Below are 13,581 nucleotides of genomic sequence, written 5' to 3' on the forward strand. Positions count from 1 at the left end.
CTTAAAATTTGATTTTATGAATGCAGTGTTTTTGAAGTTGAAGAAGGTGATTTGCATTCTATTATTGATAGTTGTGGGGGCCATCTTGCCTATCAAATCACGTGGGCAAGTGCAGGAACTAGCCCAACTGGCTCTCGATATTGAAAAGCTGAGCCAATTTAAACGTATCCTACAGGATATGTACCAAGGCTATAAACTTCTAACAGAAGGTTACGATAAAGTAAAGAATATTGCCAGTGGTAATTATAAACTTCATGAGGCGTTCTTGGATGCATTGTACCAGGTCAGCCCAGAAGTTAAAAAGTATCATAAAGTTGCTGAGATCATACAGTATCAAATACAACTTAGTAAACAGTACAAAGACGCGATGAAGGATTTTCGATCTAATAGTGGTTTCTCCATCAATGAACTTGATTTTCTGGATAATATGTACTCAAACATATCAAAAGCAAGTTTGAAGAACCTCGAGGATTTGCTGGCAATTTTGACACCGAACACTATTCGAGCATCTGATGAAGAGCGGCTTAAGGTAATAGATGCAATTCATGTGGAGATGTTGGAGAAGGTTGACTTTTTTAAGAAGTTCACTTCATCCAGCATTATAATGGAGTTGCAGAAGCGAAAGGAAGCCTCTGAAATAAAGGCTATAGGGTCACTCTATGACCAACGAAATTAGGTTATGATTTTAAAATGTGTTGTATGAAAAGGTGCATTGTGCTATTGTTTGTATTTGTATTGTTTGCCCCATCTTTTGCTTTTGCCCAGGGAGTTGCCGACGGCATTAATAGCCTGCAAGCTGTCTTGGATAAGTTGAAAAGTGATATGATGCCTATGTGTGGCGATTTAATAGGAGTAGGCCGCGCAATTGCTGGTATGGGCGCAACTTTTTACATCGGACACCGTGTGTGGAAACATATTGCCAATGGGGAGTCAGTTGATGTATACCCCTTACTTCGGCCATTTGTTTTGGGCTGGTGTATTCTTAATTTTCCCGTTGTGATTACTATCATGGACGGAGTATTGTCTCCTACTGTAATTGGGACGAAACAGGTGAAAGACAAATCGGACCTGGCTATTAAGGAGCTGTTTAAAAAAAAGGAGGAGATGATGAAGAGATCGGATCAGTGGCAGGCACTCGTTGGTGAGGGTGGTTCCGGTGATCGTGACTTATGGATGAAATATGCGCATAAGGATGTACAGACTGAGGATTGGAAGGAGAAAATAATGCATAACATGGAATTCGTTGCAAGTAAGCTGGCATACCGGATGCAAAACTCTGTCAAGCAGATAATATCAGTTATTTTGCAAATTCTGTATGCCGCCGCTGCATTATGTATAAATACATTACGAACCTTTAATCTCATTGTCTTAGCCATTTTGGGTCCTATAGTATTTGGTTTGAGCGTATTCGACGGTTTTCATCATACCCTAACCGTTTACTTAAGCCGATACGTAAATGTCTACTTGTGGTTACCCGTGACCAATATTCTAGCGTCAATTCTTGGTAAAATTCAGGAGAATATTTTGAAGTTGGATTTGGCGTCTCTGACTCGCGATGGCACTACCGTGTTCGGTTTATACGATACTGGATATATCATCTTCATGATTATTGGAATTATCGCATACACTACTGTTCCTAATATCGCTGAGTGGATAGTTCACGTCGGTGGCGGAAATGCATTACAACATAAAGTGACTAGGATTGCTGCTAACACTGTCAATACAGTGACAACCGCAGCAACTCAGAGTGTTGGAATGGCTACTAATTATATGAAGTCCAAGATATCAGGATGAATTTTTTGTGTGATTGATAAATGTGTGGTTTTATGTTGGAACAATTAAAAAATATAGACAGTGCTTTTAAGCACATCAGATTGTTTAGCATTGTACTGGTGATTTCTTCTGTCTTTCTAGGAGGATTTTCAATATACCGATGTACGGTGTATGCAGAGGCTGTTGGGAAGAGAATATTTGTTATCACAAATTCCGGGAAAGCGTTGGAAGCCATTGCGGCAAACCGAAGGGATAATATGCAAGTTGAATGCAGGGACCACGTTAAGGTTTTTCACGAGTTGTTTTTCTCTCTTCTTCCTGATGATAAGGCGATTGAGAATCAAATCTCAAAAGCACTTTATTTAGCGGATAGAAGCGCCAAGATCCAGTATGATAACCTAAAAGAATCAGGTTACTATAAGCAAGTGGTAGGTGGGAACATCTCTCAAGAGCTTACCATAGACAGTATTTCAGTAAGTACAGTAGAACAGCCCTTTCACTTTACATTTTATGGAAAGCAGAAGATTATAAGACCAACCAGTACAGTTTTGAGGGACTTGATAACAACAGGAGAGATACGTGTGTTGCAGGATCGTACTGATGCAAATTCGCATGGCTTGTTAATTGAAAAATGGGAAATAGTACGCAATAATGACCTCCAAATTTTTAAAAGATGAGATTGCCCAGATTCATTTTCAAGGAGCAGAACGGAGAATCTCCGGTTGGGAATTGGATTTCAAATAAAGTTGATTGTTTGTTTATCAAGATAGCGGCTTATTTGAACAGAAAGCAGTCGAACCTTTCACGGCTGCAGAAAATTCGCTACTTGGCAGTGTTTATTACAGTATTCGGTGGTTTGTCTATTTTGAGTTTAGTTGAAGTTTTTATGAGTAAGCCGCCAAGTATAGTAATTCACCAGGAGGTAGATATGCCATTAATTCAGGATGATAGAATCTACGGTAACTCGAACTCAGCTTCAGATTCAATTTACATACAGCAATACCTTAACCTCCTTGATAGTATCGGACAGACACCCGATGGACCTAAGATTATTAAAAAATTTCAAGAGAATTTATTCTTTAGTAGATGATTTTTTTTTCACTTCAAATTTTTGTGAGTTATGGCAAGTGTGATTGCAGGAGTAAATTTAAGTGATAGGAAGTTGAAACCGTTACTTTTTTTACCAGTTATTGTTGTGCCTTTTGTTGCACTCTTATTTTATTCGTTTGGCGGCGGTAAACTTCACACTGGTGAAACACAGAGTACCAGTTCCGGACTGAATTTTAATCTTCCAAACGCAGATTTTCAGGACGAAAAGCCCTCTGATAAGATGAGTTTATATGCGCAGCAGGAACAGGATTCTAGCAATTTGAACGTTGCAAGAGAATATGATCCTTACTACAAGTCTGGAGAAGGTGATACTGGAAAACCCAACGGTGGCGTTGAAGCGCCGTTTTCTGCAACTGCTTCGGATGAGAATAGTACCACAGAATCAAAGATTCGTGGGCGCCTAGATGAGTTATCAAAACGTGTCGCCGATGAGTCAAATGTTCCTGGCAAGATGAGAGCCGACGAAAGCACTGCTTCGGTTGACAGTAGGTCTATTAAAGCTCTTGAAGAGGCAATGGCTACACTCCAGACTCAATCTTCGCCAGTTGACCCAGAGCTGTCAGCACTCAATGGGATGTTGGATAAAGTCCTTGACATTCAGAATCCCAGTCGAATAAAAGAGCGTGCAAGGCAATTGTCAATGCAAAAGCAAGACCATGCCGTTCCACTCAAAGTAGATCCGAACAGTGGGTTTACCGACTTGTTTCCCAGTAAGCATGATACTGCCCACATCAAGTCAGTTCGGCGAAGGGCTTTTCTGGATATCTCGCCGTCGGAAGAACAAAGAATTGACAATGCAATTCCTGCTACTGTACATTCAACAGCCACTATTGTCACTGGTTCGACACTCAAATTGAGATTGGACGTTGATTTATACATAAACGGCATTCAGATTCCACGTGGGACGTTTGTTTATGGTGTTGCATCGATATCCGGCGAAAGACTACAACTAACAATTACCCAGATCAAGTACGGAGACAATCTTTTTCCTGTTTCTCTCAAGATGTACAATACAGATGGTATCGAGGGGATACCAGTACCAGGCTCAATCACCAGAGATATTGCAAAGACTGATGCTGACAATGCCCTCCAGTCCTTGCAACTGGCGTCGTTAGACCCGAGTATCACGTCACAGGCAGCAAGTGCGGGTATTCAATCTATCAAGACCATAATTGGGCGGAAAACCAAATTAATTAGGGTGACAATAAAGGCAGATCACCCTGTCTTGTTGAAGGATTCAAATTGATTAAATAAGTATAGAATATGAGCGAGTATATCCAGCAAACCGTGAAGGCTATATCATTAACGATTACTGATAAGGAGCTTTCTTCCATTAAGCCATCTTCTGATCTTTTCACAATTATGAGAGTTGAGAAGATAAAAAAGGATACGCTTTTTTTTCTGTTATCTTTTTCCAAGAACTCAACAGAGGATTACCAAGTGGATTCCTATCATGCAATATTGAAATTGCCAATTGATCTGCCCAACATGAATTTCGGCAGTGTATCTGTTTCAAAATTGGAGAAGCTATTACAAGAAATTGACTGGAATGATAAGTGTTTTGAAAAATCAGGAAATTTTTTGAGCGCTGAATTTAAGAAGAAGAAATTTCATTTGTTTGAAGCCGTTAATTCTGTTTTTGAAATGGAGAAAATGGAGTATCCCGCTAACGTAATTTCCATTGCTCTGCAGGTAAAGTACTGGTTTAATACAGCCTTTGGGAAAACGGTTTGTGGTGAATTTCGGCTTCTTTCTCACGCGGGGCTATTTTATCCTATTCAGGTATTTAGTCATTTATCTCGATTTCCTACAATTTTTGAAGCTCACGCATTTATGAAGTTGGAATTGAAAATAAAAGGGTTCCGACAACCTTCATTTTAGTTTTTTTAACCAATAAATTTAAATAGATGAAAAGTGTTAAAGTATTGTGCTATTGTGTTAGTCTATTGTTCATTTGCTTCAAGTCTTACTCCCAGGAAGTGTTTACCAAGGAAGTGAAAGTTTGTTTAAGCAAAACTACACTGTTGGTATTTCCAGCAAATATCAAAAACGCGGATAGAGGATCTGCCAGCATCGAAATTGGTGAAATTAATAAAGTCTCCAATGTGCTGCGAATTAAGGCTAGTGAGGAGAATTTCATTCCCACAAATGTAAGCGTCTTTACTGACGATGGCCATATTTATTCGGTCAACGTATCCTACACTAGCGACATATTTAAGAATATTTATGATTTCAATATTTCGGAATCCAACCAGTATGCAGATGGTGGGGCCGCATTAACGCAACAGCGCGTAAGGCAAATAGCTGGGATGATACAGTATATTTCCGCAACAACGAGGAAGCCAAAGTTTAGTAATGGAGATATTACCATTCGACTAAAGGGGATCTATCTTGCCGGCGGAAACTTATTTTTTCGGTTTGGGATTCACAATGGGAGTGCCATACCGTTTGATGTCGATTTCTGCAAATTTTTCATTGCGGACCGGACGAGATCGAAGAGGACCTCACACATGGAGAAGGAATTACTATCAACGTACTCAAGTCTGAATTTAACAAATACCGTCCCACCCGGCGAAGATCGTGAAATAGTGACAGTGTTTGATAAATTCACGATTGCTGATGGAAAGACGTTTCATGTTGAGTTTTTTGAGAAAAGCGGGGATCGGCATTTAAAATTGAGTATTAAAGGTAAGCACCTACTCAGGTGTAAGCATATTGATAACCTATCAAATTAGCTTGCTATGAAGGAGAACCAATTGAGACCAATTGACCAAATGTTCAACAGGTGGGCTCAAATGACGAACTTTTACATCAACGCTCTTGGAAAAGATATTGAGAAAAGAAGGAGCTTTATTCACGCGAAGAAAGCTGGACTAGTTAGAATTCAACGTCAGTTTAAAGGAACAAAGGATAAGGAGGACCGAGCTACATTAAGGATAATTAATGGTGAAGTCAGGAAACTTAATAGACAGCTATACCCTTGGCTTGGAATTGGAAGAATCATCAATACTATTCAGAGCATCAATTCTATATTTAATAAGGTGTCTAATCTTGTTAAAGGAATCGTTAAGATAATCGTTGAAAGAAGAGAGCGTAAGATGAAGGCCGAACAATTCGATAAAATAGTTTCTGACCTAAACGAGAAGAAAGATCGCCAAGTTAAGTCCGAGAATACTAAACGAGTTGAATTAAAGCGGCGTCATACAGGTAGGGTCGTTCTCTCCGGTGGTATCTCTAACGGCAAGAAGTTGTAGTATTTTTAAATAACAGTACGAACATGGACAATCGTATTCTGCAGGCATATAATAGATGGCTTGCCAAAGAAGAGGAATTTTCCCAACGATATGGGAGGGCGGCTACATCTGGGATGGATTTTCAGAAATTGAAATGGAGAGTGTTGCAGCACATTGTCTCCCAATCAAAACGGGTTTTGCTTTCCCTTGATGAACGGGACGAATTGCTTATGGTTAGAATAAAAGCGGATACGTTAATGCGAGAGATTAACGGGGGGCGCGATCTCAGTTTTATGCAAAGAATCGGTCGAAAGTTGTCTGACGTGTTACATCCCGATAGGAAGTATAATAATATGAGAGAAATTTTTTTACAGTTCAAAAATGCACCATTACCGGAACATGGTTTGAATGGTATATTATCGGCTGAGTCTTCCGTATCCAATTGGGGAAATACTTTGATGCCCAAACGCCTTCTTAGAATAGATTCGACAAGGCCATCTGCAAGTACTCCTGGCCAAACAGCTCTGGAAAGCAATTTTAATTCGTTAAGACTCTTTCAGATTAAATATGGGAAAAAAGATCTGGAAGAAAAATCTGGCTTGCGAGCTATATATGTTCGTCAAAATGGAAACGAAGAAAAGGGAACTACAAAACAAAGCGTAATCGAAGAAGGGCATACCATCAAGTTAAAGAAAAAAACCGCACCCAAACCAATTATCAATGACAAATTAATTGTTTCAGTTAAACTTTAAAACAAACAACTATGGCATCAACAGGAAATTTTGGAGATTCAGATGACCTTGGAAGGCAAATTAATAGTGTCGTTTCAAGTCTCGTTATTATGGGGTATCCTGAAGACAAGATAATAAAGGTAAGAGATGACCTTTTCCAAGGTCTTGAAAGTGCCTCCTTTACACACTCGGTATCTTCCGAGGATAAGAATAAATCTTTGTCGGCAAAAATTGAAGTAAAATGGACTCAAGATGAGCAGTCTAACTTCTTTCTTGGAATTTCACCTATACATTCAACATTAGTTGATAAATCTAAAGGGCAAAAAACAGAAGCTCTTATTTCCTCCTATTTCCGCCCAACAATGGAGGAGCTGTTATCGCTGCTTGAAGGAAGGTCCGTTGATAAGCGAAATTTAACTAGAAAGATTGAAGTCGATGCTGTCAAACCTGGAATGCGTACAGTGAGTATTGTCGACAACAATGGAGAAGTCAATCAGAAATTTGTACGTTTGAAATTTGACTCCTGGATACGCCTTAACCCTAACGAGAACCTGCTTAACAGCGATAAGAATGTTGAATTTTTGGGGGCGATGTCATTAACCGCTATAGCCGATCGGTTTGACATTCCGCTATTCAATAACAATGATAATAATAGACGTAATGCAATTACGTTTTTAAGGAAAGGTATTATTATCGAAACACAACATCCGCAAAAAGGCAAGATATTCATCGAAGCAGATCCACCACGGGGATTGAAGTTTTTCAATGAGAAGATCCGATTGGACCATAAGCAATTCCTAAAAACACCAGCTAGAGTAGCATTGTCCAATCTTATTAGTATTGGTGGTATTGAAGGGGGGGCAACCCCTTCTAATAATGTAGCGGAGAAGAAAGCTCAGGGAAAGTCCGTTTCTAATACTACCGAAACTAAGGTAGCAAAGTCGACATCAAGAACGACAAAGAAGAAACCAGCGGGGAAAAGTGCAAGAAAGCAAGTTGATGAAGGTAAAAATAAGAAGAAAGTTCGCCGATAGTGAAAAAGGGCCTCACAAACCCCCTCTCGCAAAATTAAGACTTCACCTGGTCTCTCAGACATTCAAAGGAAAAAAAATCCCCCCGGCACTCCTTAGCGCTCTACTAGCCGCCATCACTGCGTCCCCTTCAGCCCTCCCTCAGCCTTAGCCTACGGGTAATATTTTTTTTCCAATGAATGTCTTTATGGACCAGGTGAAGTATTGCTAGTCGCTACGGGGGTGTGGGAGGCGGGGGTGTGTCTGCAAGGCGTAGCAGGACGCCCCCTTCTCTTAGCGCCAACACTGCCTCTCAACTTTTTCGCTGGAGTAGCGTTAATTAAGATCTTCCAGAATATAGTAAGTCTCTCTGCCCTTTTTTATGTTCTTTAGTACTTTTTCACCGTCATCGGTAGGTATGATTATTTCTTCGTTTGCTGTTTTCATTAGCTTCCTGGCAACCGTGTCAGGCTTCATGTTTACGATATTTCCAATGGACTGGCATATATGGTCCCTGGTTGCTTCGTCGTTATTTGTGAAGAAGTCTCTTATAGCATTCTGAAATGTGCTGTTTATGCCGTTGGGTTCGCCGCTGTCTGCAGATGCAGGTTTGGGAATTATTCTGAGTGATAGAGTGTTCCCATCAAATTTCGTGTAAATCGGTTCGTTATCTTCTTCTGAATCACGTTGTTTCTTAATGCTTATTGTTAAATAGGTACTACCAGTATCGTCCAGATGCTTTTGTGATCGCAATACTGAGGATGCTTTCTTCTCAAGCTGAGTTCCCAGGTGCCCCTCTGATTTTTCACTACTGTTATTTTCATGGATCACAACCACGATCGATACTGGAAACTTATTAACTAATAAATTGAGGGAATCTACCACGACTAATGAGCTAGGTAGTGAATTAAAATCAGAAGCACAGTCCGTTATTATATCAAATATTAAGAGCATCCTTTTCTTGTGTACCTGGCTTGCATCTTTATTATTAAAAACCATCTCTAAATATGATTGCACAATGCTAATTCTGTCGATCCTGGTTTCCATAACTAAAGTGCAAGGAACTAGGTCGTCGGGTCTTTCAATATAACCTGCGTTTCTATAAATCCTTTTTATTGCCGCCGGAAATTGAGAATGGATAGTGCGTTCTGTATCGAAATAATGTACTTCGATAGGGGTGGTGCAATGTCTTTTGAGATTTAGAAAATTGCTGATGTCTGTACCTTTACGCGCAATAGCGGCGCTGGCAATTGACTCTGCTATGTGGCTTTTATGGCATCCCCTATTGCCTTTTACTATTACAATCGTTTTCTCATAAATGATTGGACGATCATTTATTGACATTAGAGGTTTTAGTTTTTCCACCGTGGGATTATTAGCCTGCTTTTTTACATACTCCATGTTAGCGAGAAAACTGTCTAATGGAGTCAGGCGATCATTGGCGTTGAAATCAATCATAGAATGAAATAGACTAACGAATCGAATACACTGTAATTTGCCAAATTTTTATGGCAGGCAAAGCTATTTGTTCAAAATGTAACTATTGTTAATTACTTCTACGTTAATGGGAGATTAACAATTTTCTCAACTTTTCAAGGCCAGAAATCATAAAATATTAGATAAATAAATAATATGTATCAAAAAATAAGCCAAACTATTTGTTGTGTTACAAATTTTTGCTTTTATTTGCACCCGTATTACCGGAGGTAGTATTAAAGGATTGAATTTGTTCTTTAAATAATTTATTGTGAGAAGATTACATATCTATAATATTTGCAATTAAAGTGCTATCTTCTATCAATTGGTTCGAATTTTGTACCAAGGGGATCACAGGTAACTTTTAAAACCTGCGCTGGTAGCAGGTTTTGCTTTTTTAGTTGATCGTTTAGTCGAGTTCCTTTTATATAACCCCGATTTCTTTTGTGTACTTCATACGGGTTAATCAGCTTTTACTAAGATGCAAAAATCTCTATTGAGGTTATGTAGTTGCCTTAAGCCGGTGTCAAAAAACGGATATTTCTTATATTATAGCTAATAAAAACGCTGCACAGGGTTCTGTGCAGCGAGATAAGTTTGAAAGATGAGAGGCATTACTTTAAACGTATAGTCTTTTTGATTGAGTTCACAATACTGCTTACTTCCTCGGACATTGTTTGATTGCATTCTAACACAACGATCGCATATTTATCCTGCTTCAAATCGGATGCAATTTCAGTATAATAATTACTACCCTTGGTATATTTAACCACCATGAATTTGGATCCATTATAAACCTCTATTACAGATGAGTATTCATCAAGCTTAAGAGCATCGTACATCTGCTTTCTTGCAGTCAGACTGGCGGGGTCAAATCTGCCCGGTTCCATTTCCCGTATAATCATACCAATGCCTTTGTCGTTGTGGTAATATATGTTTTGGCCGGCAGTATATTCCGTTGGTTCCGATAAGTGTTTTTTTAGCAGTGTTTTATATTCTTTTGCCGAAGCTGGTTTAAAGCCAGCAGGTAATTGAAATGATATTGAAATATTACCCGCGTCTTGGGCAGAACAGGAAAAAGAGACAATAGTAGTCATTACAGTTATGAGTAAAGAAAAAATTGTTTTCATATTGTTTATTTAAGTAGCTAATGAAGATTGTTAACAAGATTTACCAACTGCTTTTTTCGAATTACTATCAAATTCTACCGGTATAACTCCTCTGTTGTCAAGAGTGTCCACATATAAGTTTATTGCAGTTCCAAAAATAGAAAGGAGTGCTGACGTCGCAGACCCATTATCACGTACCGTTTTTTCATAATTTTCCATGAAGATATTTCGATTGGAGTTAAATGATTCATATAGTGCTCTAATCTTGTCCCAATCATTCAACGTTATAATATAGTTATTGTCTTTTGTTACCACTGTGAGACTCACCTTATTTATGAAAAATTTCTGATCAGAAGGAAACATCTTAAGCTCAGGACTGTTTAAAGCCTTTTCTACGAGGTCAAATATATCCTGTGGGGTTGGGGCGGTTCCCGCTGGGTGATTGTGTGCAAACCCGACAGTATACCCGTCCGTCGCGTTCCAGGTGAAATTGGAATGTATATGATCTATGTCATTATCTGTATAGGGGGGCTTTTGCGGGCTAAAATTATAGGTTAACGAATATAGTTTTGTTGTGAAATGCAATAGGTAGGACTGCCAGACAAACAGGGGCTACATGACAAGTGGTGCCTACTGTTTACTGCTATGTTGAGAATTTTTTTGTGAAAAATAAAATATCAAAAGCAACCTGATATATAACAGTATCGGATAGGTTCCAAAATAGCCCTGATTACACGTCGTGATATATTTGAAATGGGTGATTGCTTTAACATTAGTAACATGATAGTCTAAATTAAAAATCGCTATAAAAAATTCTATGCTAATAAATTGTCAAGGGATTATATTTTTTATAACTAAATCGAATACCCAAATATAAATAGTAATCTGATAATTTAATTAGTTTTTATACTAAACAAAGAGCCGCTGCACTATCAGTGAGACGGCTCTTTTTCTTTTCAGCTTTTGCCAGGATACAAAATATCCTTATCGGGAGCGGCTAACGGGTTGGAGTTAAAACCGACTAAAATAATCAGTGCTTTGTAAAACGTAGTACCATCACTCCCAGTGATAGTAGCAGCAGGAATATGTTAAAAGCCATGGCAGCGTATTCGCCGCGTTTGTAGTGTATGGGGGCAGCCATCATCATGATCACTGCAAAACCCAGGGCGGAAAAAGAAGTCAGCAATGGCAGTATACCAATGGCTACGGGGATGATGACACCAATCGCGCCCAATATTTCCGTAATGCCAATAAGCCGGATAACCGGATAGGATAAGCTGGCCACCCCCGTTTGACCTATCTGTACCAGTTTGTCTCTTTTTTGGGTGGATTTCATAATGCCGGAATAGCCGAAAAAGGCTGTCAGTAAGCCTTGTGCGATCCATAAAAGCGTGTTCATAACCTTTTAGTTTTATACCACAAAGTTTGGTACTTCACAGCTTTTTTCTCTTGACATTTATCAAATAGTATAATCCGCACGGATACGGCTCAATGTCTCTGGTGTAATGCCCAGGTAGGAAGCCACCATCCCTAGTGGCACCCGCTGTACAATGGAGGGTGTTTGTTCCATCAGTTTCCGGTAGCGCTCCCGGGCGGTGGCAAAGTGGAGATCGTCAAAACGTTGTTGCATTTGTACCAGCCCGTAGCTTACCAACAATCGCCCGAAACGCTCTATTTCATGGTTTTCATCATATAATCTTTGCAGATCATCATGACCAATGGTCCATAATACCGTTGGTTCCAGCAGTTCTATACTGCGTATGTCCGGCAAACCGGTAATAAAACTGACGATAGATGTGGCGAAGGTTTTTTCTACACTGATCCAGTCGGTTACATCCTTTCCATCTTTTGTGTAGTAGGTCCTGGTAAGCCCTTTTTCTATGAAATACACATGCCGGCATACCGATCCAGCGTTCAGCAGATGGTGGCCCTTGGGAAAAGAAGCCTTTTTAAGGATGCCTGCCATGGCCAGTTTGCTGTCGGCGGAAAGCGTGATGAACGTTTTGATCACATCAAAAAAATCATTCATGTGCGGATCGTAAATCGGAGCTTGCATAGTAGTAAAATTAAGCCATAAGTTTATATAGACACGTCAGAAACGGAAGGAAGAAAACATCCGCTAAATTATCGCATCTAGCGGAATCGTTTAACCGATTTATTTATCTTTAGTTATGGAATTTACTATACGAAACCTGTATCAGGAAGATTTTGAACAATGGCTTGCCTTGTGGGAAGGCTATAATGAATTTTATGGGCGAGGGGGAGATAAAATGCTGGACCCGCTGATTTCCCGGACTACATGGACCCGTTTTTTTGATGTTTATGAGCCGGTCCATGCCCTGGTTGCGGAGACTAATGGAAGGCTTATAGGGCTTTCGCACTTCCTTTATCATCGCAGTACTATAACTGTAGAACCAAGCTGCTATCTGCAGGATTTATTTGTATCGCAGGAATACCGGGGGAGTGGCGTTGCCCGAAAACTCATTGAAGCGGTGTATAACGTTGCTAAGGAAAACGGGTGTTCCAGGGTCTATTGGCAAACACAGGAAACAAACCATACGGCGAGGCGGTTGTATGATAAATTGGCGGAACGGTCGGGCTTTATAGTGTATCGTAAGCTGCTATGACTACTATAAGACTCAGCGGTGATGCATCTGCGACGCCGGGAAAATGTTCCGTGGCAGAGCCGTTTATACTTTTGAGTTTGTTATTTTTATTATTCGTAAAACATTCTCAGCCCAATTTCGAACATCCTGACAGTAAGAGGTGGCATCCTCCGTTCTTATACTCAGTATATCTGTTTCCCAGTCAAACCGGTCCAAATTTCTTTGCTGCCTGTTTTCAATGCCGCCGGCGGAGCTTTGATTCGTTTTAATCCACTGTTTCGGAGATACTCCTTCATAAAGAAAACCTTCCAGTAATTTGACTGCTTCGGGAAAATACGCAGGACTGTAACCATCTGCCTGCAACATATAGGTGATGACAAGCAAATGATGCACTTCAAAATAGGCTGGAATGGAAAATTCAATTGCGAGGCAATCATAAAACTTTTGTTTCCACAATTCTTCTATGGTGATCTTTCTTTCCATTTTAAGTACAATAACGCATTAAAAATAGCATAAATATTTTTTTTATATGT

Annotated in this window: 15 protein-coding genes; 10 read left to right on the forward strand and 5 right to left on the reverse strand. The window is 39.6% G+C overall.

Features of this window, described 5'->3' with window-relative positions:
* The first annotated feature begins 16 nt into the window (after positions 1 to 16).
* From HGH92_RS26620 to HGH92_RS26660, 9 genes are all read left to right on the forward strand, one after another.
* The gene (locus HGH92_RS26620; RefSeq protein ID WP_168873852.1) at positions 17 to 676 is read left to right on the forward strand and encodes a TerB family tellurite resistance protein; all 660 of its coding nucleotides are present in this window, start codon (positions 17 to 19) and stop codon (positions 674 to 676) included.
* 23 nt (positions 677 to 699) lie between these two features.
* Complete coding sequence (traJ, locus tag HGH92_RS26625; RefSeq protein ID WP_168873853.1) at positions 700 to 1,794, forward strand: conjugative transposon protein TraJ; 1,095 nt, start codon at positions 700 to 702, stop codon at positions 1,792 to 1,794.
* 32 nt (positions 1,795 to 1,826) lie between these two features.
* Positions 1,827 to 2,450: a conjugative transposon protein TraK gene (traK, locus tag HGH92_RS26630; RefSeq protein ID WP_168873854.1), complete on the forward strand. Its 624-nt coding sequence runs from the start codon at positions 1,827 to 1,829 to the stop codon at positions 2,448 to 2,450.
* Between the two features lie 443 nt (positions 2,451 to 2,893).
* Positions 2,894 to 4,129: a conjugative transposon protein TraM gene (traM, locus tag HGH92_RS26635; protein ID WP_168873855.1), complete on the forward strand. Its 1,236-nt coding sequence runs from the start codon at positions 2,894 to 2,896 to the stop codon at positions 4,127 to 4,129.
* A 17-nt stretch (positions 4,130 to 4,146) separates the two neighbouring features.
* Positions 4,147 to 4,764, forward strand: coding sequence for a hypothetical protein (locus tag HGH92_RS26640; RefSeq protein WP_168873856.1), 618 nt, complete (start codon positions 4,147 to 4,149; stop codon positions 4,762 to 4,764).
* Between the two features lie 26 nt (positions 4,765 to 4,790).
* Complete coding sequence (traN, locus tag HGH92_RS26645; protein ID WP_168873857.1) at positions 4,791 to 5,618, forward strand: conjugative transposon protein TraN; 828 nt, start codon at positions 4,791 to 4,793, stop codon at positions 5,616 to 5,618.
* A gap of 6 nt (positions 5,619 to 5,624) precedes the next feature.
* Positions 5,625 to 6,137: a hypothetical protein gene (locus tag HGH92_RS26650; protein WP_168873858.1), complete on the forward strand. Its 513-nt coding sequence runs from the start codon at positions 5,625 to 5,627 to the stop codon at positions 6,135 to 6,137.
* A gap of 23 nt (positions 6,138 to 6,160) precedes the next feature.
* Positions 6,161 to 6,868, forward strand: a complete 708-nt coding sequence (locus tag HGH92_RS26655) for a hypothetical protein (RefSeq protein ID WP_168873859.1) — start codon at positions 6,161 to 6,163, stop codon at positions 6,866 to 6,868.
* 11 nt (positions 6,869 to 6,879) lie between these two features.
* Positions 6,880 to 7,881, forward strand: coding sequence for a hypothetical protein (locus tag HGH92_RS26660; protein WP_168873860.1), 1,002 nt, complete (start codon positions 6,880 to 6,882; stop codon positions 7,879 to 7,881).
* A gap of 312 nt (positions 7,882 to 8,193) precedes the next feature.
* On the opposite strand, the gene HGH92_RS26665 is transcribed toward HGH92_RS26660, so the two are convergent.
* The 4 genes from HGH92_RS26665 to HGH92_RS26680 form a co-directional block, all read right to left on the reverse strand.
* Positions 8,194 to 9,315, reverse strand: coding sequence for a hypothetical protein (locus HGH92_RS26665; RefSeq protein ID WP_168873861.1), 1,122 nt, complete (start codon positions 9,313 to 9,315; stop codon positions 8,194 to 8,196).
* A gap of 632 nt (positions 9,316 to 9,947) precedes the next feature.
* Complete coding sequence (locus HGH92_RS26670) at positions 9,948 to 10,463, reverse strand: hypothetical protein (protein ID WP_168873862.1); 516 nt, start codon at positions 10,461 to 10,463, stop codon at positions 9,948 to 9,950.
* A 1,009-nt stretch (positions 10,464 to 11,472) separates the two neighbouring features.
* A complete protein-coding gene (locus HGH92_RS26675) occupies positions 11,473 to 11,841 on the reverse strand; it encodes a DoxX family protein (RefSeq protein ID WP_168873863.1) in 369 nt (122 codons plus the stop codon).
* Positions 11,842 to 11,901: 60 nt separating this feature from the next.
* Positions 11,902 to 12,498, reverse strand: a complete 597-nt coding sequence (locus HGH92_RS26680; RefSeq protein ID WP_168873864.1) for a Crp/Fnr family transcriptional regulator — start codon at positions 12,496 to 12,498, stop codon at positions 11,902 to 11,904.
* 115 nt (positions 12,499 to 12,613) lie between these two features.
* On the opposite strand from HGH92_RS26680, the gene HGH92_RS26685 reads away from it, so the two are divergent.
* The gene (locus HGH92_RS26685; protein WP_168873865.1) at positions 12,614 to 13,069 is read left to right on the forward strand and encodes a GNAT family N-acetyltransferase; all 456 of its coding nucleotides are present in this window, start codon (positions 12,614 to 12,616) and stop codon (positions 13,067 to 13,069) included.
* A gap of 63 nt (positions 13,070 to 13,132) precedes the next feature.
* On the opposite strand, the gene HGH92_RS26690 is transcribed toward HGH92_RS26685, so the two are convergent.
* Entirely contained in the window at positions 13,133 to 13,531 is a 399-nt protein-coding gene (locus HGH92_RS26690; protein ID WP_168873866.1) for a DUF5946 family protein, read from the reverse strand.
* Between the last annotated feature and the right edge of the window lie 50 nt (positions 13,532 to 13,581).

The organism is Chitinophaga varians (assembly GCF_012641275.1).
Classification (GTDB): domain Bacteria; phylum Bacteroidota; class Bacteroidia; order Chitinophagales; family Chitinophagaceae; genus Chitinophaga; species Chitinophaga varians_A.

Bases quoted from the DNA above. Each gene is read 5' to 3' on its own strand.
- HGH92_RS26655 (WP_168873859.1), top strand. From the start codon at position 6,161: ATGGACAATCGTATTCTGCAGGCATATAATAGATGGCTTGCCAAAGAA.
- traK (WP_168873854.1), top strand. From the start codon at position 1,827: ATGTTGGAACAATTAAAAAATATAGACAGTGCTTTTAAGCACATCAGA.
- HGH92_RS26620 (WP_168873852.1), top strand. From the start codon at position 17: ATGAATGCAGTGTTTTTGAAGTTGAAGAAGGTGATTTGCATTCTATTA.
- HGH92_RS26670 (WP_168873862.1), bottom strand. From the start codon at position 10,463: ATGAAAACAATTTTTTCTTTACTCATAACTGTAATGACTACTATTGTC.
- traM (WP_168873855.1), top strand. From the start codon at position 2,894: ATGGCAAGTGTGATTGCAGGAGTAAATTTAAGTGATAGGAAGTTGAAA.
- HGH92_RS26650 (WP_168873858.1), top strand. From the start codon at position 5,625: ATGAAGGAGAACCAATTGAGACCAATTGACCAAATGTTCAACAGGTGG.
- HGH92_RS26680 (WP_168873864.1), bottom strand. From the start codon at position 12,498: ATGCAAGCTCCGATTTACGATCCGCACATGAATGATTTTTTTGATGTG.
- HGH92_RS26665 (WP_168873861.1), bottom strand. From the start codon at position 9,315: ATGATTGATTTCAACGCCAATGATCGCCTGACTCCATTAGACAGTTTT.
- traN (WP_168873857.1), top strand. From the start codon at position 4,791: ATGAAAAGTGTTAAAGTATTGTGCTATTGTGTTAGTCTATTGTTCATT.
- HGH92_RS26640 (WP_168873856.1), top strand. From the start codon at position 4,147: ATGAGCGAGTATATCCAGCAAACCGTGAAGGCTATATCATTAACGATT.
- HGH92_RS26675 (WP_168873863.1), bottom strand. From the start codon at position 11,841: ATGAACACGCTTTTATGGATCGCACAAGGCTTACTGACAGCCTTTTTC.
- HGH92_RS26685 (WP_168873865.1), top strand. From the start codon at position 12,614: ATGGAATTTACTATACGAAACCTGTATCAGGAAGATTTTGAACAATGG.
- HGH92_RS26690 (WP_168873866.1), bottom strand. From the start codon at position 13,531: ATGGAAAGAAAGATCACCATAGAAGAATTGTGGAAACAAAAGTTTTAT.
- traJ (WP_168873853.1), top strand. From the start codon at position 700: ATGAAAAGGTGCATTGTGCTATTGTTTGTATTTGTATTGTTTGCCCCA.
- HGH92_RS26660 (WP_168873860.1), top strand. From the start codon at position 6,880: ATGGCATCAACAGGAAATTTTGGAGATTCAGATGACCTTGGAAGGCAA.